The sequence below is a fragment of the Pseudorhodobacter ferrugineus DSM 5888 genome (assembly GCF_000420745.1).
Taxonomy (GTDB): Bacteria; Pseudomonadota; Alphaproteobacteria; order Rhodobacterales; family Rhodobacteraceae; genus Pseudorhodobacter; species Pseudorhodobacter ferrugineus.
In genome coordinates, this window is record NZ_ATVN01000014.1 from 12,925 (window position 1) to 34,945 (window position 22,021).

Genomic DNA, 22,021 nt, shown 5'->3' on the forward strand with positions numbered 1-22,021 from the left:
CAACCGCGCTCAAGGCTTGCTGATCTGCCCGCCCCCAATCGCCGCCCGCACCCCCGTGGTGCCGGGACAAGAGGTCGGCAACCCCATTGCCACCCGCACCGCCAAATAGGCAAAAGCCTGCGCCTCCAGCATATCCCCGTCCAGCCCCACGGCCTCAACTGGCACCACCTCGCAGCCCATCAAATCGGCCAGCATCGCCATCATCACCACGTTATGCCGCCCGCCGCCCGTGACCAACAACCGCGCAACAGGCGCGGGGAAATGCTCCGCCCCCTTGGCCACCGCCGCCGCCGCCGCCGCCGTCAAAGTCGCCGCCGCATCGGCATCGGATAACCCAGCCACCGCCTTGACCAACCCCGCAAAATCATTCCGGTCCAAAGACTTGGGCGGCATCCTATAGAAATACGGATGCGCAAGAAACTGCGTCACAATCCCCTCATCCGGCACACCAGCCCCCGCAAGCGCCCCGCCCTCATCACGCAACAGCCCCAAACGATCCGCCACCAAATCATTGATCGGCGCATTCGCAGGCCCTGTGTCAAAGGCCAAACAAGCCCCCGCCTCCTCGGGCGCATGATGGCGCGGGTCAACCCATGTCAGGTTTCCCACCCCGCCCAAATTCAAAAACGCCACAGGGGCATCGGCCCCGATAAACTTGGCACAAGCAAAATGGAAAAACGGGGCCAAGGGCGCGCCCTGCCCGCCCATTTCCACATCCGCCGTCCGAAAATCCCACACCACAGGCAGCCCCAGCACTTCGGCCAACACCTGTCCCGACCCGCATTGATACGTCCCCCGCCCGCCCGGATCATGCGCCAGGGTTTGCCCGTGAAACCCCACAATCTCGGCCCCGTCAAACAGCCCCAACACAGCCGCATGCACGGCCTCAACCGCTTCGGCCACCTCTTCAACCCCCGCATCACCGTGCCAAAGACCCAAGCCAGATCGCAACAGATCGCGCTCGGGGTCCGTATACGCGCGGTAGGCCGTGTTCCCGAACTCTAAAATCCGGTGCCCGTCGGTCAGCACCATCGCCGCGTCCACCCCGTCCAGCGACGTCCCCGACATCGCCCCCAGCGCCCAGACCGTTCCTGCCTTCAACATCAAAGCCCCCTTTGACGGCACCCCGCCGCCCCGCTATACGCGCATGACATATAGTATAAAGCACGAGAGCCCCATGACCTACCATGCAAAATCAGACTTCATGCGCGTGATGATGGAGCGCGGCTTTTTGGCCGATTGCACCGATTATCAAGGGCTGGACGAGGCGTTGGTCAAAGGCATCCTGCCCGGCTATATCGGCTTTGATGCCACGGCCAAAAGCTTGCATGTGGGCAGTCTGATCCAGATCATGATGCTGCGCTGGTTGCAAAAATGTGGCGGCAAACCGATTGTCCTGATGGGCGGCGGCACGACCAAGGTGGGCGACCCGTCATTCCGCGCCGATGAGCGCCCGCTGCTGTCACCGGCGCAAATCGACGACAATATCGCTGGCATTCGCCGTGTGTTCTCTTCCTACGTGACCTTTGGCGAGGGTGCGAATGATGCCTTGATGCTGAACAACGCCGAATGGCTGGACCAACTCAACTACCTCGATTTCCTGCGCGACATCGGGCGGCATTTTTCGATCAACCGCATGCTGTCGTTCGAGTCCGTAAAGTCGCGGCTGGACCGTGAACAATCGCTGTCTTTCCTTGAATTTAACTACATGATCCTGCAAGCCTATGATTTCTTGGAACTTAACCGCCGCTACGGCTGTTTGCTCCAAATGGGCGGGTCCGATCAATGGGGTAATATCGTCAACGGTATCGACCTCACGCGCCGCGTTTTGGACAACCAGATTTTTGGCCTGACCTCGCCTTTGCTGACTACATCAGACGGCAAGAAAATGGGCAAAAGCCTGAATGGCGCGATCTGGCTGAACGCCGATATGCTGTCGCCGTATGAATTCTGGCAGTTCTGGCGCAACACCACCGATGCCGATGTCGGCCGTTTCCTGAAACTTTATACCGAGCTTCCGGTGGACGAATGCGACCGTTTGGGCCAACTGCAAGGGTCAGACATCAACGCCGCCAAGGTTATCCTTGCCAATGAAGTCACCACCCTTTGCCACGGTGCCGAGGCCGCGGCGGCGGCCGAAGCCACGGCCCGCGACGTGTTTGAAAAAGGCGGCACGGGTGATGATTTGCCAACCTTTACCGTGACCGCAGACGAACTGGCCGACGGTGTTTCCGTCTCGTCACTCTTCGTCAAATCCGGTCTGGCGAAATCGGGCAAGGACGCCAAGCGTCTGATCACTGAGGGCGGTGCGCGGCTGAATGACGAAGCTGTGGTTGAGGGCCAGATGATAACCGCCGCCGACCTTGCCCAGCCGATCAAACTGACCGCAGGCCGCAAACGCCATGCGCTGATTGTGCTGGGATAAAACTCTGCGCATCCTGCGAGGCAAAGCCGGGGGGGCAGCCCCCCCGATCAACCAAAGGCCGGGAGGCCAGCCCCCCGGACCCCCCGGAGGTATTTGTGCAAAGATGAAGAGGAAAGCCGACGGAAAGCACTGCAAATCTCTGCGGCTTTCCAACCACCCCGCGTAGGGTGTGCTTCAGCGCACCACCCCTCAATTGTAAGGACCACCCCATGCCCGCAATCGCCTTTGTCGCTGCTCTTGCCGTCGTCCAGTATCTTGCCTTTGGCTGGCTCACCGGCCGCGCCCGTGCCAAATCGGGGCTAAAGGCCCCCGCGATGACGGGCGATGCGGGGTTTGAACGCATGTACCGCGTGCAAATGAACACTATTGAAGTGATGATGGCGTTTTTGCCCGCTCTGTATCTGGCATCGCTGTTTTGGCCAGCTTATGTCGTTGCCCCGATTGCTGCGATCTATCTGATCGGTCGCCATCTGTTCTGGCGCGCCTATGTCACCGATCCGGCCAAGCGCGGATTGGGGTTTATGCTGTCGATTGTGCCGGTGTTTGTGTTGTTGATCTTGGCGCTGATTGGTGCGGTGATGGGCCTTTTAGGGGTGGGGGCTTAACCCCCACGGCGCTTCGACGTTTAAAGGCCTCACGAGGGTCAGTTTGCAAGCATATCTGGTTAGGCATCGTTTGCAAAAACCACCGCGAACGCGGGTTAAAATCAGGTTAACAAAAATAAATTTATTGTTCTTAATCAATGTGTTGGGAAAATGTCCGCGCGCGGTCATCTGCAAAAGATTTGGCCCGCCCCAAGACAAGGGCGGGCCAATCCGATTATTCCACGGTCACTTTTGCCATTTGGTCGGGGTTTGAAACCTCGCCATTGCCACCAGCGCCGCGCTTGATTTGATCAACCACATCCATGCCTTCAATCACGCGACCCACGACTGTGTATTGATTGTCCAAAAACGGGCCCGGCGCGAACATGATGAAAAACTGGCTGTTGGCCGAATCCGGGCTTTGGCTGCGGGCCATACCGACGATCCCGCGATCAAACGTCTCGGCTGAAAACTCGGCCGGAATGTTGGGCAAATCAGACCCACCCATCCCCGCGCGGCTGGTATCGCCGCCCGCTTTTCCGAACGCGACATCGCCGGTTTGGGCCATAAAGCCGTCAATCACGCGGTGAAACACCACCCCGTCATATTTCCCGTCTTTCGCCAGCGCCGTAATCTGGGCCACATGCTTGGGCGCTAGATCGGACAGCATATCAATGACCACACGGCCATTCGCCTCGCCAGCAACCTCGATCACCAGGTTCGGGCCGGGCCCGTCCACAGCCTGCGCCATGGCAGGCGTCGCGGATTGAGACAGCGCATAGCCCCCCAAAACCGCCAGCCCAAGGGCGAAAAACCCGCCCGCGACCAAAGTATCCTTACGCATCGGCAGCCACCTTTACCGAAATCATCCGGTCCGGCGCTGCTGGCGGCTCGCCTTTTGCGATGGCATCCACATGCTCCATCCCCGAAATCACGCGGCCATAAACTGTGTATTGGCCGTTCAGGAAGTCGTTGTCCTTGAAGTTGATGAAGAACTGGCTGTTGGCCGAATTCGGGTTCGACGACCGCGCCGCACCCAAAGTCCCGCGCGCATGCGGCAGCTTGGAAAACTCGGCCGGAAGATCGGGCATATCGGATCCGCCTGTCCCTGCGCGGCGCAGGTTGAACCCGTCTTCCATATCGCCATGTTCGACATCACCGGTCTGGGCCATAAAGCCGTCAATCACGCGGTGAAAACAGACATTGTCATAGGCGCCGGCGCGGGCCAGCTCTTTCATCCGTGCGGTATGCTTGGGCGCCACATCGGCAAGCAGCTCAATCGTGACAGTGCCGCCCTTGAGTTCCATCAAGATTGTGTTCTCTGGGTCTTTGATATCGGCCATTTGGCGCTCCTCTATTTATCTGACGCGCAACTTAATCATCCCGAAGGCTGTTGGAAAGGGCTAACCATTGACGAACCCGATGGGATAGGGTCGAAGAAGGGCAACCAAAGATAGGAGGCTGCAATGGCTTGGAAAACGCTGGATGACATGAACTTGGCCGGTAAGGTCGCGCTGGTGCGGGTTGACGTGAACGTGCCGATGGAAAACGGCAAGGTCACTGATGCCACCCGTATTGAACGCATTGTACCCACCCTGACCGATATTCTGGCCAAAGGCGGCAAGCCTGTCCTTTTGGCGCATTTCGGTCGCCCCAAAGGTGCCGTCGTGCCAGACATGAGCCTTGCGCAGGTTATGCCTGCCCTGCAGGCCGCCCTGCCCGGGGTTAAGGTTACATTCGCCAGCGATTGCATTGGCGGCCCCGCCAAAACGGCCATTGCCGCCATGGGGGCGAATGAGGTTGTCTTGCTGGAGAACACCCGTTTTCTTGCGGGCGAGGAAAAGAATGACCCGATGCTGGCGGCCAGCATGGCGGCTTTGGGCGATATCTATGTGAATGACGCTTTTTCTGCCGCGCACCGCGCACATGCCAGCACCGAAGGCATCGCGCGCCTGTTGCCCAGCTGCGCAGGCCGCTTGATGCAGGCCGAACTCTCCGCACTCGAGGCGGCTTTGGGCAATCCTGTGCGCCTCGTGGTCGCCGTGGTTGGCGGGGCCAAGGTGTCTACCAAACTGGACTTGCTCGGCAATCTGGTGACCAAGGTGAACCACCTGATCATCGGTGGCGGCATGGCAAACACCTTCCTTGTCGCCCAAGGGATTGAGGTTGGCAAAAGTCTGGCCGAGCGTGACATGGCAGACACCGCGCTGGCGATTTTGGCCAAGGCAGACCAATCGGGCTGCGAAATTCACCTGCCCTTGGACATCGTGGTCGCGCGTGAATTCAAGGCGGGGGCCGCGTCCGAGGTGTTGCCCGTGGGCGATTGCCCTGCCGATGCGATGATCCTTGATGCAGGGCCGCAGACGGTGGCCAATATCGCCCATGTTTTCGCCAATTCACGCACGCTGATCTGGAACGGCCCTTTGGGTGCGTTCGAAATCAATCCTTTTGACACGGCCACCAATGCGGCGGCGCAAAAGGCAGGGGCGCTGACAATGGCAGGCGGCCTTGTATCTGTGGCAGGCGGCGGTGACACAGTGGCCGCGCTGAACAAGGCGGGCGTGGCCGATCAATTCACCTATATTTCCAGCGCAGGCGGGGCGTTCCTCGAATGGATGGAAGGGCGCGATTTGCCCGGCGTTGCAGCCCTGAAAGGATAAAACGATGGCAATTTGGGCCCTGGTTACCGGAGCATCCGAAGGGTTAGGGCGCGAATTCGCCATTCTGGCCGCGCAATCAGGGTTCGACGTAATCCTGACCGCGCGGCAAGAAGATAAGCTGCAAACCCTGTCGCATGAACTGCAACGCGCCTATCACGTGTCGGTTGTGGTGCTGCCCGCAGATTTGGCCGACCCAGAGGCAGCGGAGCGGTTGTGGCGCGATGCTTCAAACGGGCGGCAGATCGGGATTCTGATCAATAATGCGGGGCTTGGCCGCAATGGCCATTTTGCAGATGATACCAATTGGCCACGTGAGACTGCGTCGATATCGGTCAATGTGGTCGCGGCAACAATTTTGATGAAACGCGCCGTGGCGCATATGTTGGAACAGGGGTCCGGTCGGGTGCTGAATGTGGCTTCGACCGCCGCCTTCATGCCGGGGCCGCATATGGCCGTTTATCACGCGACCAAAGCCTATATGCTCAGCCTGTCCGAGGCTGTAGCGACCGAGCTGCGTGGCACAGGGGTGTCCGTAACAGCGCTTTGCCCCGGACCCACCGAAACCGCGTTTTTCGACGCTGATAATGCTGTCCGCGCCACGCTGATAACCAAGCTGGGCATGGCCCCTGCGCAAAGCGTGGCAGCCGCAGGTTGGGCAGCGATGGAGCGGGGCAAGCGCGTTAAGGTGACGGGGGTGTCAAACATGGTTTTCGCCAACCTGCCCCGTTTTGCACCGCGCACCTTGGTGGCATGGATCGCACAGATATTTCTGAAACGCCGTGGCTGATCCCCTATTTTGATGTAATTTCAGATTGTTAGCGCCAACAGAATTGATTGGACTGCCGCATCCCGCTATGCCCTTTTGCAACAGGGGACTTCCCCTATTTCTGGATCATGGGGATGGTATGATGCCGAACAGCAAGCAAGCCGAACAGATGGCACTAGGCGCAGGCTTTATCGCAGCGCTGGATCAAAGCGGCGGTTCCACCCCCAAGGCGCTGCGGCTTTATGGCGTAGAGGAAAGAGCCTATGCCTCTGAGGATGAAATGTATGACCTGATCCACGCAATGCGCGCGCGGATCATCAAATCGCCCGCCTTTACCGGCGATAAGGTGATCGGCGCGATCCTGTTTGAACAAACGATGGACCGCGCGATTGATGGTATTCCAACCGCGCAATACCTGTGGGAACAGCGCGGCGTTGTGCCATTCCTGAAGATCGACAAAGGGCTGGAGGCCGAAGCCAACGGCGTGCAGTTGATGAAACCGATGCCCGCGCTTGGCGCCCTGCTGGCCCGCGCGGCCAAAACGGGGATTTTTGGCACCAAAGAACGCTCGGTCATCAATGCCGCCAATGCTGACGGGATTGAGGCTATCGTCGCCCAGCAATTCGCCGTGGGGGCCAAAGTGACCGCAGCGGGACTGATGCCAATTCTGGAACCCGAAGTAACCATTTCCATCGCCGATAAGGCCGAGGCCGAGGCGCTGCTGCTTGCCGCGCTTTTGCGCCACTTGGACCGCCTGCCAGCAGGCCAGCAAGTGATGCTGAAAGTGACCCTGCCGACCAAAGCCAATCTTTACAAACCCTTGGTCGATCACCCTGCTGTCATGGCCGTGGTTGCCTTGTCGGGTGGTTATAACCGCAATGACGCAAACCATATCCTTGCGCAAAACACCGGCGTTATCGCTAGCTTTAGCCGCGCGCTGTCTGAAGGGCTAAGTGCAGGCCAAAGCGATGCGGAATTTGATGCCATGTTGGGCGATGCGATCACCAGCATCCACGCCGCTTCCCTTACGGGTTAAGCACCCCAAAACCGCCTAAACCCCAATAAAGATGGGAATTTCCTCATTGAGGGGATTCCCTTTGCGAATCACTTGTGGCAAGGTGTGCGTAGGCCCCCGAATGAGAGGGGTATGAGGCAGCACGCAGATGACCACAACCGTACCCCGCCCCGCATTGGGAACGCTTTTATTGATCCTTTTGGCGATCAGTCTTGGCGGTTATTTCACCTTTGCCGCCGTGCAAGGCGATTATGGTGTGTTCCGGCAGGTGCAGTTACGGGCCGAAGAACGTGCCTTGACTGAACAGCGCGACGCATTACTGGTCCAGCTGGCCGAGATGAAAAACCTGACCAATCGACTGTCCGACAATTATCTCGACCTTGATCTTTTGGATGAACAGGCCCGCGATGTGCTGGGCTATCTGCGTGCGGACGAAATCGTCATCCGCTAACCACGGCCACGTCCTTTAACCAGCCCCATCGACACTGCTCCACCTCCGGCGGCCCTTGCCGTTCATGCACGCCTCGGCTTTTCCCTTGTTTTTCCGTACCCTCCTAGATAGTTTAATAGTGAACTACTTTCATATCTGAGGGAGGTTGCGCCTCATGGCCGCACAGAAGAAACCTGCAAAATCAAATACATCCAAAGAAGAACTCATGGGCTTTTACCGTGAGATGCTGTTGATCCGTCGATTCGAGGAAAAGGCGGGGCAATTGTACGGAATGGGGCTGATCGGCGGTTTTTGCCATTTGTACATCGGGCAAGAAGCGGTTGTTGTGGGGATCGAGGCGGCGACCAAAGAGGGTGACAAGCGCATCACATCCTACCGTGACCACGGCCACATGTTGGCGTGCGGTATGGACCCCAAAGGGGTTATGGCAGAACTTACCGGTCGCGAAAGCGGCTATTCCAAGGGTAAGGGCGGCTCTATGCACATGTTCTCCAAAGAAAAGCATTTCTATGGCGGCCACGGCATAGTGGGCGCGCAGGTGCCGTTGGGTGCGGGCCTTGCTTTTGCAGATAAATACCTTGGCAATGACAACGTATCCTTTACCTATTTCGGCGATGGCGCGGCAAACCAAGGCCAGGTCTATGAGACCTATAACATGGCCGAACTGTGGAACCTGCCTGTCGTTTTCGTGATTGAAAACAATGGCTATGCGATGGGCACTTCGGTCAAACGCTCGACCAAGTCGCCTTCGCTTTGGGAACGGGGTGCGGCTTATGGCATCAAAGGCGAATCCGTTGACGGAATGGACGTGCTGGCCGTAAAGGCCGCGGCCGAAAAGGCGGTTGCTGCCTGCCGCGCTGGCGAAGGCCCCTATATTCTGGAAATGATGACCTATCGTTACCGTGGCCATTCCATGTCGGACCCCGCGAAATACCGCACCCGCGAAGAGGTGCAAAAGATGCGCGATGAAAAAGACGCCATCGAACATGTCCGCGACCTGCTCGTTCAAGGTGGCCATGCGTCGGATGACGATTTGAAAGCCATCGACAAAGAGATCAAGGCGATCGTCAACGAATCCGCCGAATTCGCCAAAAACAGCCCAGAGCCTGCACTTGAAGAGCTTTGGACAGATATTTACGCCTGAGGGAGAGACACATATGGCAACGCAAATTCTCATGCCGGCGCTTTCCCCCACGATGGAAGAAGGCACTTTGGCCAAATGGTTGGTCAAAGAAGGCGATACCGTAAAATCCGGTCAGATCATGGCCGAAATTGAAACCGACAAGGCGACGATGGAATTTGAAGCCGTCGACGAAGGCATCGTCGGCAAGATCTTGGTCGCTGAAGGCACGGCAGGCGTAAAGGTTAACACGCCTATTGCTGTGTTGATCGAAGAGGGTGAATCTGCTGATGACGTTACCGCAGCGCCCGCTGCTGAAACCTTAACTAAAAATGAACAACCTGCTGATTCTAAATCAGAAAACCTTCCCCGCGGAAAAGGTTCTGCGCCGGTTGAGGTGAAATCAAACGCATCACCGGATTGGCCCGAAGGCACGCCAATGAAAACCATGACGGTGCGTGAGGCGCTGCGCGAAGCAATGTCCGAAGAAATGCGCGCCAATCCTTTGGTCTATCTGATGGGCGAAGAGATTGGCGAATACCAAGGTGCCTATAAGATCTCTCAGGGGATGCTGGATGAATTCGGCCCCAAACGTGTGGTCGACACCCCTATTACCGAACACGGGTTTACCGGCATCGCTGTGGGGTCGGCCTTTGCCGGTCTGAACCCGATTGTCGAATTCATGACCTTCAACTTTGCCTTGCAGGCAATTGACCACCTGCTGAACTCTGCTGCAAAGACATTGTACATGTCCGGCGGTCAGATGGGGTGCCCGATTGTGTTCCGCGGTGCCAATGGGGCCGCCGCCCGCGTGGGCGCGCAGCACAGCCAGGATTTCGCCGCATGGTATGCGATGGTGCCGGGGCTAAAGGTTGTTATGCCATATTCGGCAGCCGATGCGAAAGGCTTGCTGAAACAAGCGATCCGTGACCCGAACCCCGTGATCTTCCTTGAAAACGAAATCATGTACGGCAAGTCGTTCGAAGTTCCCGATCTGCCCGATTTCACCATTCCGTTCGGTAAGGCCCGCATCTGGCGCGAAGGGTCAGATGTGACCATCGTGTCCTTTGGTATCGGCATGACCTATGCGTTGGAAGCCGCAGACAAGCTGGCCGAAGAGGGCATTTCCGCCGAAGTGATTGATCTGCGCACCCTGCGCCCGATAGATTACGACACGGTTTTGGCGAGCGTGCAGAAAACCAACCGTTGTGTGACGGTCGAAGAAGGCTGGCCCGTCGGTTCCATCGGCAACCATATCGGTGCCACGATCATGCAGCGCGCATTCGACTATCTGGACGCGCCGGTGATCAACTGCACTGGCAAGGATGTGCCGATGCCCTATGCTGCCAACCTTGAAAAACACGCATTGATCACGACCGCAGAAGTGGTCGAGGCCGTTAAATCCGTCTGCTACCGTTAAGGAGAACGCTCATGGCTACACAAATCTTAATGCCCGCGCTTTCCCCCACGATGGAAGAAGGCACATTGGCCAAATGGCTGGTGAAAGAGGGTGATACGGTCAAATCCGGCGACATCATGGCCGAGATTGAAACCGACAAGGCAACGATGGAATTTGAAGCGGTCGATGAAGGTATCGTCGGCAAAATTCTGGTCGCCGAAGGCACCGCTGGGGTGAAAGTGAACACCCCAATCGCGGTGCTGCTGGAAGAGGGCGAAGATGCCTCGGCCGCGTCCGAAGCCCCTGCCCCATCGGCAGCCAAATCGGCCCCGAAAGAACAGACCGCAAAACAAGAGGTTGCAGCCCCATCTACATCTGCACCAAGCGCGCCAAAAGCCGCTGGTGCGCGGGTCTTTGCCTCGCCGCTGGCGCGCAGGCTCGCCGCAGAAAAGGGTATTGATCTGGCCAGCCTGTCGGGATCCGGCCCGCATGGCCGTATCGTGAAGGCCGATGTTGAGGGCGCAAAGCCCGGCGCTGCGGCTCCGGCCACTGCGTCGGCGTCTGCGTCTGCTGCCCCAACCGACGCGGCACCAAAACCCGCAATGGCCACAGGTGCATCTGCGGACACCGTCAAAAAGATGTTTGCCGACCGCGAGTATACCGAGGTTTCATTGGACGGGATGCGCAAAACCATCGCGGCCCGTTTGACCGAAGCCAAGCAAACCATCCCGCATTTCTATCTGCGCCGCGATGTAAAGCTGGATGCGTTGATGGCCTTCCGTGCTACGCTTAACAAGCAGCTGGAAGCGCGTGGGGTCAAGCTGTCGGTCAATGACTTTATCATCAAGGCCTGTGCGAATGCGCTGCAAACCGTGCCCGATTGCAATGCGGTTTGGGCAGGCGACCGTATTTTGAAGCTGAAACCATCGGATGTGGCAGTTGCCGTGGCGATTGAAGGCGGTCTCTTTACGCCTGTTCTGCGCGACGCCCATCAAAAGTCGCTGTCGGCTCTTTCGGCCGAGATGAAAGACCTTGCGGGCCGCGCGAAAACGAAAAAACTTGCGCCGCATGAATACCAAGGCGGCAGCTTTGCGATTTCCAACCTCGGGATGATGGGCATCGACAATTTCGACGCCGTCATTAACCCACCGCACGGGTCGATCCTTGCGGTGGGGGCTGGCGTGAAAAAGCCTGTTGTGAATGCGGCGGGTGAAGTAGTTGTGGCGACTGTGATGTCGATGACATTGTCCGTCGATCACCGCGTTATTGACGGAGCCTTGGGCGCAGCCTTCTTGGCAGCGGTCATTGATAACCTTGAAAATCCAATGGCGATGTTGGCATAAACCTGAACATCTAAACGAAAAAGGCCCGGGCATAACAATGCTCGGGCCTATTCTATAGCATCTAGGTAGCTTTACCCGTGGTCGTGAAACACCTGATCCATCGTGATCGATGGCTGGTCACAGCCCGCCTCACCCACAACCCGCGCAGGCACGCCCGCGACCGTTTTGCAGCACGGAATATCTTGCAGCACAACCGATCCCGCCGCGATGCGGGAACAATGTCCAACCTTGATATTCCCCAACACCTTGGCGCCCGCACCAATCAAAACCCCGTCACCAATCTTGGGGTGTCGATCACCATCTTCTTTACCTGTGCCGCCCAATGTCACCGAATGCAGCATCGACACGTTGTTGCCAACCACAGCCGTTTCACCAATAACAATCGAATGCGCGTGGTCGATCATAATGCCCCGACCAATTTGGGCCGCCGGATGAATATCGACGCCAAACACCTCTGACACGCGCATTTGCACAAAATAGGCCAGATCGCGCCTGCCCTGCTGCCAAAGCCAATGGCCAATCCGATAGGCCTGAACCGCTTGATATCCTTTGAAGAAAAGCAACGGTTGCAAATAGCGGCTGCAAGCAGGATCACGTTCAAACACCGCCGTGATATCTGCACGGGCAAATTGCCCCAGCTCTGGTGCCTCTGCAAAGGCTTCATCAGCGATTTCCCGCAGGATTTGTTCGCTCATTTCGCCAGACGCAAGTTTTAGCGAAAACCGATAGGCCAGAGTGCGTTCAAATGACGGGTGGTGCAAAACACTTGAATGGATCAAACCACCCAAAAGCGGTTCAGCGGCAATCGCCTGGACCGACTCTTCGCAAATGCGCTGCCAAACAGGGTCAATCGTTGCCACGTTCTGCTTGTTCTTTGCCATTGCGTCTCTCCGGATTTGCAAGTCTTTGACTATAGTCGCAAACGCCTACAAACGTCCACATAGCACACAAAAATTCAGCGGCCATAACGCCGAAGTGACGGGTCGCGTTCACATTTCCAGTCAATCAATGCCGTCAAAATTTGCTGCAAAGCGCGCAGATAGTCCATGTTGCTCAGGCTAGGCTCTGGCAAGTTGGGCCTTGGCTGGGTTGCAGCCAAAAGGCTGCCATTTCCCCATGCCTGATGCGGCATCCCAGTGTGTTTCATGATTTTATCCGCACTATGGGCGCGGTAAAACATGGCCGAAATCGCCGCCGCCCTTTCGGGTGACGGGATTTCAACCAGCGCCCTTGCAGCCGCAATGATATCTCCGTGCATGACCTGTCGCATGTGCGCTTAGACGTCCAGACCGACAAAAACCCCTGGGCCAAACCTGTCAGACAGCTGCGCCACAGACACACCCAGCGCGCCGCCTGCGGAATCTGCCGTTTGCATGGCGATCGGATAGGTCCAACTCGTGCCACTTGTCACGACCTCTCGGACAACTGACCCACTAGCCAGAACCCGCAGGACATAAGCCTCTTGCGCTTCACCTAACGGCACCTCAAACGAATCCCAGCTGTCGCCGTCAATCCGCGTACGCCGCACCCAAGTGACTGCAATATCGCCATTCGCCTGCGCCGTTGTGCGTAAATGCGCAGGCGCATAAGGCCGCAATCCAATCCCCGCAAACGCCTCTATGCGGTGCAAGACGTTCACATCATCCACCCCACGCGCCGCAGCCCCGATCCGGTAGTTTCGGGCAAGGCCCCGCGCCGATTGGGCAAGGTCAATCTGCGAAACGGCCCCGTCGAGCAACACGATAATGCTGCCCTCCGGCCAGCTTTCCGGCATAATGCCGTTGGTGCCAAGCTGACCACGCAACCGCATTGAAAGGTCATAAACACCAGGTTCAACAAGGCTTGCATCGGCAAATTGTAACACCTCCCAATTTGCGGAACTGCCATCGCCAATGGCAATCACATTTGCCCCGTCCAAAACGCTGGACCTGTCAGCCGATGCGAGCGTGCCATAGCTCAGTTTAACCCGCAGCGCAGGGCCACGATCCCAAATGCCAGTCGGCGCATTCGCCAACACCGATTGCGTCACCCCCAAGACTGCAGGGCGCGGCACCAAACGGTTCAGGGCATAGCCCGCATCTTGCACAGCGCTCCACACCGCAACCGATTGCGGCCAGGGCTTTGCAGTCACCGCGATATGCGGCGCATGTTCCACCTCTGCACCTGTCAGTAATGGCAGGTCTAAAAACACTGGAAAGACGGGAACAGATGGCACAAACTGGCTGACCTGCCGCCGCGCATCTATCGCGTCTGACGGCTCGTAAACCGACCGCTCAACCCGCAACGCCTCGACCATTGCCGCCTCGGTTTGTTCAATGCGGTCAATGCGGTAGGTTGTGCCGCTCAGGTCCAGAATATCCCCAGCCCCCAAACGCGCCAGCGACCGTGGCAGACTGAACCGCGCCACATCCCGCGCAACCCGTGCCTCGGACAACCAGCGTTCGGCAATGCTGCGCCCTTCGGCATCAGTCAGCGCAAGATCGCTTTGCGACACGCCAAAGCTCTCTTCATCCGGAAAAATCGCCTCTACCTGCCGCTGCGCAAAATCTGCCTCGGCCTCGATGAAATTCATCCGCACGCGGCCCGCGGTTTCCGCCTCGGGCGCGCGGGTGGTTTCAAAGGTTCCCGCATCTTCATCCACCTCGACAAGGTGTTCAGGGTCAATCGCAACAGGCTTTTGCGCGCCACGCATCTGGAAAATCAACTGGCCTTCACGCTCAATCGCCTCAAACCCGTAAGCCAGCATTAGCGGCTGCAACGCCGCCCGCGCCGTGCCAACCCCTTCGGGCGCATAGCCGCGCACGACGCCAAACAGGCCCGACACGTCAAAATCATGCAACCCCGATCGTTCGCAAATCTCGGCCACTACAATCGACAGCGGCTGGTTTGCGCTGCGCCCCGTCAGCCAATGGCCGCGCGAATAGTTTTCACCATCCGCCCAAAGGTTGGTGTTGTTTGGAAACTGCGGAAAAGGGCGCGCATCCCATGCCCAGACATGCGCGCGGTCCATATCCAGCATCGGGGCGGCATAAACCGTTGATACCGGATTGTTCTCAGGATTGCCCCAGGTCAGCGCCATCGCCCTCAAGTACTGCATCTGCATCACATCATCGCGCCGCCCGTTAGAATATTTGGGCAGGCTCGATTCCGATGATTTCGGGTCCAGAAACTTGTTGGGCTGGTTCGCCCCCTTATCCATCGCCGCACAGCCGTATTCGGTAAACCGGATCGGTTTCGATTGTGCCAGCCAATCGGTCGCCACAGCCTGCCGCACGCCCCCAATCCGCTCATAATGGTCATTCAACCACCAGCTTTTCAAATCCTTATAGCGGTAGACCCACGGCTCGCCATACGCGCCGTCCTCAATCGGCAACCGGCGCTGTGCCGCCTCGCCCTCGGCGCTGTCATAGTACCAGTCATAGCCCTCGCCGCCCAAGACGTTGCCGCCAAGGTAGTCCAGATCATAGACCGCCTTGAACCCAGCATCCGCGTGATCATCGCCATCGCGCCAATCCGATAGCGGCATGTAATTGTCGATGCCGATAAAGTCGATATTCGGATCGGCCCACAATGGATCAAGGTGGAAATAGACATTCCCATCCGTCTGATAGCCGAAATATTCGGTCCAATCTGACGCATAGCTGATCTTGGTGTCTGGCCCCAAAATGCTCCGCACATCCGCTGCAAGCTGGCGCATGGCCGCGACAGCCGGAAAGCTGTCACCCGCCCCGCGAATCTGCGTCAGCCCCCGCATTTCCGACCCGATGCAAAACGCGTCCACACCACCCGCCGCCGCACATAAATGCGCATAATGCAGCACAAAACGGCGATAACGCCACTCAGACGGCCCGCTATAGCTGACCACCCCACCCGCCACCGCAAAATCTGAACCCGCAGCGGTGCCAAAGAAATCGGCAACTTCTGCCTCGGCTGCCGCGCTGCGGTCAGGCCCCCCGTCACGCCCGGGCGCAGATGAAAGCGTGATCCGCCCGCGCCACGGCAGTTTCGGCTGACCTACAGCATCGGAATACGGATCGGGCAGCGTGTTGCCCTCCAGCTGGTCCATCAGGATAAACGGATAAAACATCACCTCTTGCCCGCCATCCCGTACCGCTTGGATGGCTTCAATCACCGACGCATCCGACGGGGTACCACCATAGATCGGCCGCCCTGCAACCTGCACAATTTCCGATGCGGCCGCCCGCGCAATCCCACCCGCGCGCCACGCCATACCCGTAGCGTCCTTGGTGTTTTGCTCCACCTTCGGTTCCACCAAACAGGTCCCACAGCGCAGATCATTGCCAAACCACGACACGATCAACGAAATCGACGTCACATTCGGCAATTCCCCCCGCAACTGCGCAAGGGAAGTCGTGAAATCCGTCTTGCCCGAGGGTGAGTTCACATTGGCACTTTGCGCCAGCCCCGGCCCATAATCGTAATGCAGCGGTGTTGTGGCCAGCGCATATTCCCCCGTGCCGGGCATCATCGCGACAGACCGCACAGCCCGCGTCAAATCGGTCGTGGTCGCCGCATATTGGCCTTGTGCCGGGCGCACGACCTCAAATGTCATTTGCGGCACGCGGTTGCCAAAGCGTGAAATATCAAGCCCTTCGACCACCACATAGGCGATCCCGCGATAGGCCGGCGCATTGCCCGCACCTTCCACCGCTTCGATCTTGGGGTCAGGCAATTGGTCATCGGTCCCGCGGTAAACCCGCAGGTTAATCATGTCGGGGTCCACCTCAACACCATCTGCCCACATCCGGCCAATGTTTGAGATCTCCCCTTCACACAGCGCCACGGCAAAGCTGACGGTATAGGAATAGCTCGTCACCTTTGGCTTGGGCGCGCCCTTGCCGCCACCACTGGTCGACGAGGTTTCTTCAAACTGCGTGGCCCAAATGATGTGCCCCGCCGTGCGCATGCGCCCGTAAATCTGCGGAATGGCCGCCCCTTCAGATGCACCCGTCAGGCGAAACCGCTCGATCCGGCCGGTCTCCACCGCCTCGGACCCTGACCCCATCAAACGCTGGTCAATCACGCGCCCCAAGGTTGCCCCAACAGCACGGCCAATCACAGCCCCCGACAGGCCCAACACCGTGCCGCCAAACCCCGCACCCGCGGCGGCCCCTACGGCCGAAAGCAGAATCGTCGCCATTCACAGCACTCCTTAAGGTAGTTCAAACCGCGCAACCACGCGGCGCGCCCACGGCTCTGACAGCGGGCTTTCAATGACACCATGCCCCGTATAGGCATGGATAAAGCTGGCGCGCGGGGCGATGTCGCCCGCGATGCCCAAATGTTTGGCCACGCTGCCCGCGCGCATGCGAAACAGCAAAATATCACCCGCAGCCTCATCGCCCTTGGCCACAGGCCGCAACCAGCGCAAGGCCGCAGCCAGCAGCACCTCATCGCGCCCCGGCTCGGACCAATCGGCGGTATAGGCGGGCACCACTTCCGGCTCATTGCCCAAAACCGCCCGCCACACCCCGCGCAGCAGACCCAGACAATCGGTCCCTGCCCCTTTACAGCTGGCCTGATGCACATAAGGCGTGCCAATCCAGCCCCGCGCCTCGGCCACAATGCGGGCTTGGCGCGGCGTCATCGCACCAAACTCCCGCCCGTGTTGGTCTGGGACGCGCTGGGATAGGAGGTCAGCCAATCCTCGCCTGGAATATCAGGAAAGCCGCGGAAATTCAGGAAGTTGTCAAACTTGAACCGGCAGGTTTCACCGCGCTTGTCACAGCCCGCCTCCAGCCGCACCAAATCACCTTCAACCAGCATCGGCCCGATATTCTGCCACAACTCCACCTTGCGCGCATCGGCCCCGATCCGATCATTCTTGATGATCCCAACCACCCCAGTGGCCGCACCCGACAACACAACCAAACGCCCCTTTTCAAACCAGCGGTCATCAAACTCGGCCAATCCGGCAAAGCCCAGCACGCGGTTTTCCGCAATTGCCTCAACCGACAATTCCACCGAAAAACCGGTTTGCAGCACGTCAAACCCGCACTTCGCATCCCCCAAAACAGCGGGGCAACTGCGTTGAAACGCGCGGCCCTGCGGTTGGTTCAACCCTTCGGTCAACCCCCGCAATTCCGCCTGAAATGCGCCCGCCGCCCGAGTAATCTCGCCAATCGTGCCGCGAAACGTCACGGCACGATCGTCTGGATTGGTCCAGTTCACCTCCCACCCCGTCAGCGCAGCACCATCGAACCGCCCCGCCAGAATATCGGCCTCGGTCACACCCAAATCAGACAGCGCACCAATCGCCTCGGTATTGTCCACCGATAGGCCCGTGGTTTGTTGCAACGCCCGCGCCGTCAGCCCCGAATTGGCCTTATAGACCTGCCCGCCAAAGGCCAGATCGGTGTCATGATCGGTAAACCCAAACCAAGCCCCGTCCTTGCGCGCAATCTCCCATGCGCGGCAAACGGTCGTGATGCCGGTTTCCAGATGCGCGTACAGCCCTTCCGACCCCGCCATCAAACCCGAAGCTCCAGCACAGGCACATTCGGCACATCACCGGCCTTGAACGATGCGACCGAGGTTTGGATACGGTCCGTATCAAACCGCACCGGCACGTCAAATTCAAACCCCGCCGTAATGCGCACCCCCGGATCGGGCGGCGTGGGAAAGCTGATCACCCCTGTCGTGGTATCCACCGAAAACTCCAGCGTTTCCACCTTGGGGTCGCCATCAATCGCCACCAACACCGTGCCCAAAACCGGTTTCACAATCGGGCGGGTATAGCTTTGCTCGCCCGACTGATAGGTTTTCGACAGCGAAAACGTCAAACGCTCGCCATCGCCCAAGCCGATATTCTGATCCACGGACGAAGGCACCTTCGACGGCAAGCAGGATTTGAAATCAGACCAATCCTTCCAGCGAAAGCCGAACAACTGCCCCCGCCGCGCCTCATAAAACGCAATCAGCGCCTCGACGTCATCCAGACTGCGCAGGCTGACCCCCGCGTCATAGCGCCTACGCGAATGAGCCCAAGGTGTGTTACGCTCCTCAAACCCGTTGGCCAGCGTCACAATCTCGGTGCGCCGCTCTGGCCCACCAACCGACCCAAAGCTCAAATTCGCCGGAAACCGTATGTCATGAAATCCCATAGTCCGCCCTTACCTGTTCCGTTGCCCACGCCCCAGCGCACGTGATGCCTGCGCTGCGATCTGGCTTTGGCTGCGTTGAAAGCCTGCGACATCGGGGGTGGAGATGTTCATCACCACCGTCACCGCACGCCCCCCGCCGCCCGCTTGCACGCCCAAACGCCCATCGGCCCCGCGCGCCAGCGGCATAATCGCCTCGGGCCCCGCCTCGCCCATCAACCCCATGCCGCCGCGCATCGGAAAATTGGTCGGCTGTGCGACCACCCCCCCCTTGGCGAACGGCATCACGCGGCCTTGCGAAAAACTCGCCCCATCAGCAAAAGGCATCAGCCCGCCCAACAGCGCGTTCATTCCGTTGGCAACCAACCCGCCCAATGCGTTTTGAACCGGCTTCATCGCCACCGAATACACCGTGTCCATCATCGTCTGCGCGACACCGCGCAACGCATCCGACAGCTTGACCCCGTCAAACACCAACCCGTCAAACGCGCGGCGCAAGCCCCCACCAATGCTGGTGGACAACGTGTTCACCTCGCGCCCCGTAAAGACCAAACTTTCGCGCATCCGCGACAGCTCGCCTTCAAACGCGCCAACCATCCCACCAGCCCCGTCCAGCGACACTTCCAGCGCCGCAATCTGATCTTCTAAACCCGATATATCAGCCATCTTTCTGCCCTTTCTTTACATCCGGAAAGGCACGCGCCAGCTCATCCAGGCGCGCGCGGGTCAAGGGGCCACTGCCCGCCTGCGCCCCCAGCTTGATGCGCAGCTCCACCGGGGTCAGCCGCCAAAATGCGTCTGGCTGCATTCCCAATCCATGCAGCCCCACCTGCATAAGCGCGGCCCAATCAATCCCTGTCATGTCTCGCCCGGCGTGGCGAACGCGCGCGCCAACAACTCTGCCGCCGCCCGTGCTGCCTCGACCAGCCCACCGCCAATGTCCACAGACCGCAGGTCGGCGGCAGTCCCCTGCCACCCCCCCCCGCGCAAGCCCGCCACCAACAGCGCCAGCACATCGCGCGTCGAAAACCGCCCCGTCTCGAACCGTTCCACCAATTCAATCAGCGATCCGGTTTCCAGCACGGCCTCCAACTCGGCCAGCGCCCCCAGCGTCAGCTTGGCCACATGGCGCTTGCCATCCAGCACCACCGCCACCTCGCCTGTCCAAGGGTTCGCCATTACAGCGCCGTGAACGTCAGGGCACCTGCCGATGCCATCGTCATCTCATAGGTCGCCTCGCCGTTATGGCTGCCCGCGTATTCGATCGACGACAGTTGAAACGCCCCTTCGATCACACCAAAATCGGGGATAATCACCTGAAACAACGGGATTTCCCCGTCAAAGAATATCTGGCGCGCGCGTTCATCGGTGCTGGCATCGCGAAACACCCCCGACCCCGAAATCGACGCGGTTTTCACGCCCGCGCCCGCCAACAACTCACGCCACCCGCCCGTGCTTTCCAGGCTGGTCACATCCACCGTTTCGGCGTTGAAACTGATGCGTGAGGCGCGCAGCCCCGCAATCGTCTCAAAACTCCCGTCGCCAACCATATCCAGTTTGATCAGCAGATCCTTGCCACTTTGAACAGCCATCGCACGTCTCCATTTTCAAAAACCACGACCCCTCGGGGCCAAACATCAATCCTCGATCCGCGCCCGAAAGCTCAGATCAATCCGGCGCGCACCGCCTTCGTCCAACCGCACCGCCTTGGCGCGCAAAAACCGCAAGCCCACCAGATGCCCCCGCGTCAGGACCAGCGGCGCATCAATCAGCGCATCCGACACGGCCACCGCCACATCCTTGGCAGCCGCAAACCCCGCCGCGTCCGAAATCACCGCCACAACCAGCCGATGCTCGGCCCCGCCGCCGCTTTGGTCCGATTGGTCGATCACATCCTCGGGGCCAATCAGCACAAACGTCCCCGTCCCGCCCCCCGATGGAATGGCGTCCACCACCGACACCCCCGCAAGCGCAGGCGCACCCGTCAATCGCGTATAGATTGCAGCCTGAAGCGCTGCCGCCGCACCGTAACTCATGCCGGTGTCTCCTCTCGAACAAAGCAAACCAAATAGCGCGCGGCCTCGTCCCGCTCGGTCACGGCCAGAATGGTGAACAGGCGGCTGCCATCACGAAACCGCTGGCCCACCTTTGGCCGCGACCCTGCCCCCTGCGGCGCACCGCGCACGGTGATGCGGTAGGGCACGGTCGTTAAGACCACCTCTTCGCCCGCCGTATCGCGCCCCGTGCCGGGCAAAACCTCGGCCCACAGCGTGCCCAAAGGTGCCCAAGTCACCGCAATCCCGCCCATCCCATCGGATGCCTCGACAGCCCCCTCCAGCACCAGCGCGCGTGACAAATGTACCAGCTTCATGCGCCCGCCCCACCCAGAACCCGCACTGTGCGCCAGCGCTCGATCAGCGTAACCACGCCAAACGGCAAACCACCTTCGCCGCGCTGCCCGCCCTCATGGCGACGCTCATAATATTCGGCCGCCAGCATCAAGACCGCTTGCGCAAGGTCGGCTGGTACATCCCCCCAGTCCGCGCCAAAGCCTGCAACAAACCCGATCTGAACGGTGCCCCCCATCGGCACTTGCGGCAGCATATATCCCGTGGCCTGCACGCGGGGCCGGTGCGTATCTTGCACCAAACGGTACAACGATTGCGGCACAATCTCGGCATTCCCATCCCAGTCCAGCAGCGAAATCCGCGTGATGTTGGCCACGGGTGCCACAGGCAAGGCTTGCTCCGCCCCGCCGCGCCATTCCTCAAGGGTCCAACTGAAATCCCGCGCAATCAGCGCCTTGCCAATCCGCCCTTCAATCGCGGCCAACGCTGCGCGCAAATAGCTTTCGATCAACCCGTCTTGCATCCCGTCATCGGCAAACCCGGTGCCAAGCCGCAGATGGTTTTTCAGCGCCTGCACGGGCAAAGCCTCTGTGGGAACCGTCGTTTGCTCGATCAACATCATGCTTCTCTCTCCGAAAAATCTGCCCAATTGCAGGGCCTAAAGCCTTGGACGCGCACCCCGCATCGCTCGTTTGGGGGGGGAGCAGCTAGACGACCCGGGTCAGGGTCGAACCCCAGTGCGCGCCCAAACCCGACCCCAAACCTTGGGGTCGGGCCTTCGCGCGCGCC

The 22,021-nt window shown here is 59.2% G+C and carries 25 protein-coding genes; 9 read left to right on the plus strand and 16 right to left on the minus strand.

The features are described 5' to 3' along the window. Positions 1 to 9: 9 nt before the first annotated feature. Positions 10 to 1,104: an anhydro-N-acetylmuramic acid kinase gene (locus tag G560_RS0112755; RefSeq protein ID WP_022704695.1), complete on the minus strand. Its 1,095-nt coding sequence runs from the start codon at positions 1,102 to 1,104 to the stop codon at positions 10 to 12. 73 nt (positions 1,105 to 1,177) lie between these two features. On the opposite strand from G560_RS0112755, the gene tyrS reads away from it, so the two are divergent. Then, the gene (tyrS, locus tag G560_RS0112760) at positions 1,178 to 2,425 is read left to right on the plus strand and encodes a tyrosine--tRNA ligase (protein WP_022704696.1); all 1,248 of its coding nucleotides are present in this window, start codon (positions 1,178 to 1,180) and stop codon (positions 2,423 to 2,425) included. A 209-nt stretch (positions 2,426 to 2,634) separates the two neighbouring features. Continuing rightward, the gene (locus tag G560_RS0112765; protein WP_022704697.1) at positions 2,635 to 3,030 is read left to right on the plus strand and encodes an MAPEG family protein; all 396 of its coding nucleotides are present in this window, start codon (positions 2,635 to 2,637) and stop codon (positions 3,028 to 3,030) included. 214 nt (positions 3,031 to 3,244) lie between these two features. Here G560_RS0112765 and G560_RS0112770 read toward each other — a convergent pair whose 3' ends face one another. Both G560_RS0112770 and G560_RS0112775 read right to left on the minus strand, forming a co-directional pair. After that, a complete protein-coding gene (locus G560_RS0112770) occupies positions 3,245 to 3,853 on the minus strand; it encodes a peptidylprolyl isomerase (protein ID WP_022704698.1) in 609 nt (202 codons plus the stop codon). Then, on the minus strand, positions 3,846 to 4,352 hold the full coding sequence (locus G560_RS0112775) for a peptidylprolyl isomerase (protein WP_022704699.1): 507 nt from the start codon (positions 4,350 to 4,352) through the stop codon (positions 3,846 to 3,848). Before G560_RS0112775 ends, G560_RS0112770 begins: the two co-directional genes overlap by 8 nt. Before the next feature lie 123 nt (positions 4,353 to 4,475). Here G560_RS0112775 and G560_RS0112780 point away from each other — a divergent pair, with 123 nt between their 5' ends. From G560_RS0112780 to G560_RS0112810, 7 genes are all read left to right on the plus strand, one after another. Continuing rightward, positions 4,476 to 5,669, plus strand: coding sequence for a phosphoglycerate kinase (locus tag G560_RS0112780; protein ID WP_022704700.1), 1,194 nt, complete (start codon positions 4,476 to 4,478; stop codon positions 5,667 to 5,669). A 4-nt stretch (positions 5,670 to 5,673) separates the two neighbouring features. Further along, complete coding sequence (locus tag G560_RS0112785; protein ID WP_028914061.1) at positions 5,674 to 6,456, plus strand: SDR family NAD(P)-dependent oxidoreductase; 783 nt, start codon at positions 5,674 to 5,676, stop codon at positions 6,454 to 6,456. Positions 6,457 to 6,577: 121 nt separating this feature from the next. After that, positions 6,578 to 7,471: a fructose bisphosphate aldolase gene (locus tag G560_RS0112790; RefSeq protein WP_028914062.1), complete on the plus strand. Its 894-nt coding sequence runs from the start codon at positions 6,578 to 6,580 to the stop codon at positions 7,469 to 7,471. Between the two features lie 127 nt (positions 7,472 to 7,598). Next, positions 7,599 to 7,901, plus strand: coding sequence for an FtsB family cell division protein (locus tag G560_RS0112795; RefSeq protein ID WP_022704702.1), 303 nt, complete (start codon positions 7,599 to 7,601; stop codon positions 7,899 to 7,901). Between the two features lie 154 nt (positions 7,902 to 8,055). Beyond that, positions 8,056 to 9,045: a pyruvate dehydrogenase (acetyl-transferring) E1 component subunit alpha gene (gene pdhA, locus G560_RS0112800; RefSeq protein ID WP_022704703.1), complete on the plus strand. Its 990-nt coding sequence runs from the start codon at positions 8,056 to 8,058 to the stop codon at positions 9,043 to 9,045. A gap of 13 nt (positions 9,046 to 9,058) precedes the next feature. After that, positions 9,059 to 10,441, plus strand: coding sequence for a pyruvate dehydrogenase complex E1 component subunit beta (locus G560_RS0112805; protein ID WP_022704704.1), 1,383 nt, complete (start codon positions 9,059 to 9,061; stop codon positions 10,439 to 10,441). An 11-nt stretch (positions 10,442 to 10,452) separates the two neighbouring features. After that, positions 10,453 to 11,763 carry a pyruvate dehydrogenase complex dihydrolipoamide acetyltransferase gene (locus G560_RS0112810; RefSeq protein ID WP_028914063.1) on the plus strand — a complete coding sequence of 437 codons (1,311 nt, stop codon included), beginning with the start codon at positions 10,453 to 10,455 and terminating at the stop codon, positions 11,761 to 11,763. A 71-nt stretch (positions 11,764 to 11,834) separates the two neighbouring features. Here G560_RS0112810 and cysE read toward each other — a convergent pair whose 3' ends face one another. The 13 genes from cysE to G560_RS0112875 all read right to left on the minus strand — a co-directional run bounded on the left by cysE (position 11,835) and on the right by G560_RS0112875 (position 21,854). Continuing rightward, positions 11,835 to 12,644, minus strand: a complete 810-nt coding sequence (gene cysE, locus G560_RS0112815; protein WP_022704706.1) for a serine O-acetyltransferase — start codon at positions 12,642 to 12,644, stop codon at positions 11,835 to 11,837. 74 nt (positions 12,645 to 12,718) lie between these two features. After that, complete coding sequence (locus tag G560_RS19280; protein ID WP_050525248.1) at positions 12,719 to 13,021, minus strand: DUF7742 family protein; 303 nt, start codon at positions 13,019 to 13,021, stop codon at positions 12,719 to 12,721. Between the two features lie 18 nt (positions 13,022 to 13,039). Then, positions 13,040 to 16,924, minus strand: coding sequence for a baseplate multidomain protein megatron (locus tag G560_RS0112825; protein WP_022704708.1), 3,885 nt, complete (start codon positions 16,922 to 16,924; stop codon positions 13,040 to 13,042). Positions 16,925 to 16,936: 12 nt separating this feature from the next. Beyond that, positions 16,937 to 17,371, minus strand: a complete 435-nt coding sequence (locus G560_RS0112830) for a C40 family peptidase (RefSeq protein ID WP_022704709.1) — start codon at positions 17,369 to 17,371, stop codon at positions 16,937 to 16,939. Beyond that, the gene (locus G560_RS0112835) at positions 17,368 to 18,255 is read right to left on the minus strand and encodes a DUF2163 domain-containing protein (RefSeq protein ID WP_022704710.1); all 888 of its coding nucleotides are present in this window, start codon (positions 18,253 to 18,255) and stop codon (positions 17,368 to 17,370) included. Before G560_RS0112835 ends, G560_RS0112830 begins: the two co-directional genes overlap by 4 nt. Further along, positions 18,255 to 18,887 carry a DUF2460 domain-containing protein gene (locus G560_RS0112840; protein ID WP_022704711.1) on the minus strand — a complete coding sequence of 211 codons (633 nt, stop codon included), beginning with the start codon at positions 18,885 to 18,887 and terminating at the stop codon, positions 18,255 to 18,257. Before G560_RS0112840 ends, G560_RS0112835 begins: the two co-directional genes overlap by 1 nt. 9 nt (positions 18,888 to 18,896) lie before the next feature. After that, positions 18,897 to 19,550 carry a phage tail tape measure protein gene (locus tag G560_RS0112845; RefSeq protein WP_022704712.1) on the minus strand — a complete coding sequence of 218 codons (654 nt, stop codon included), beginning with the start codon at positions 19,548 to 19,550 and terminating at the stop codon, positions 18,897 to 18,899. Continuing rightward, entirely contained in the window at positions 19,543 to 19,746 is a 204-nt protein-coding gene (locus tag G560_RS0112850; protein ID WP_022704713.1) for a rcc01693 family protein, read from the minus strand. Before G560_RS0112850 ends, G560_RS0112845 begins: the two co-directional genes overlap by 8 nt. Beyond that, a complete protein-coding gene (locus tag G560_RS0112855; protein ID WP_022704714.1) occupies positions 19,743 to 20,063 on the minus strand; it encodes a gene transfer agent family protein in 321 nt (106 codons plus the stop codon). The genes G560_RS0112850 and G560_RS0112855 overlap by 4 nt, the downstream gene beginning before the upstream one ends. Continuing rightward, positions 20,063 to 20,476 (minus strand): phage major tail protein, TP901-1 family, encoded by a 414-nt coding sequence (locus G560_RS0112860; RefSeq protein WP_022704715.1) that lies wholly within the window; start codon positions 20,474 to 20,476, stop codon positions 20,063 to 20,065. The genes G560_RS0112855 and G560_RS0112860 overlap by 1 nt, the downstream gene beginning before the upstream one ends. 45 nt (positions 20,477 to 20,521) lie before the next feature. After that, positions 20,522 to 20,920, minus strand: a complete 399-nt coding sequence (locus G560_RS0112865) for a DUF3168 domain-containing protein (protein WP_022704716.1) — start codon at positions 20,918 to 20,920, stop codon at positions 20,522 to 20,524. Continuing rightward, complete coding sequence (locus G560_RS0112870) at positions 20,917 to 21,255, minus strand: head-tail adaptor protein (RefSeq protein ID WP_022704717.1); 339 nt, start codon at positions 21,253 to 21,255, stop codon at positions 20,917 to 20,919. The genes G560_RS0112865 and G560_RS0112870 overlap by 4 nt, the downstream gene beginning before the upstream one ends. After that, complete coding sequence (locus G560_RS0112875; RefSeq protein WP_022704718.1) at positions 21,252 to 21,854, minus strand: head-tail connector protein; 603 nt, start codon at positions 21,852 to 21,854, stop codon at positions 21,252 to 21,254. Before G560_RS0112875 ends, G560_RS0112870 begins: the two co-directional genes overlap by 4 nt. Positions 21,855 to 22,021 lie beyond the last annotated feature (167 nt).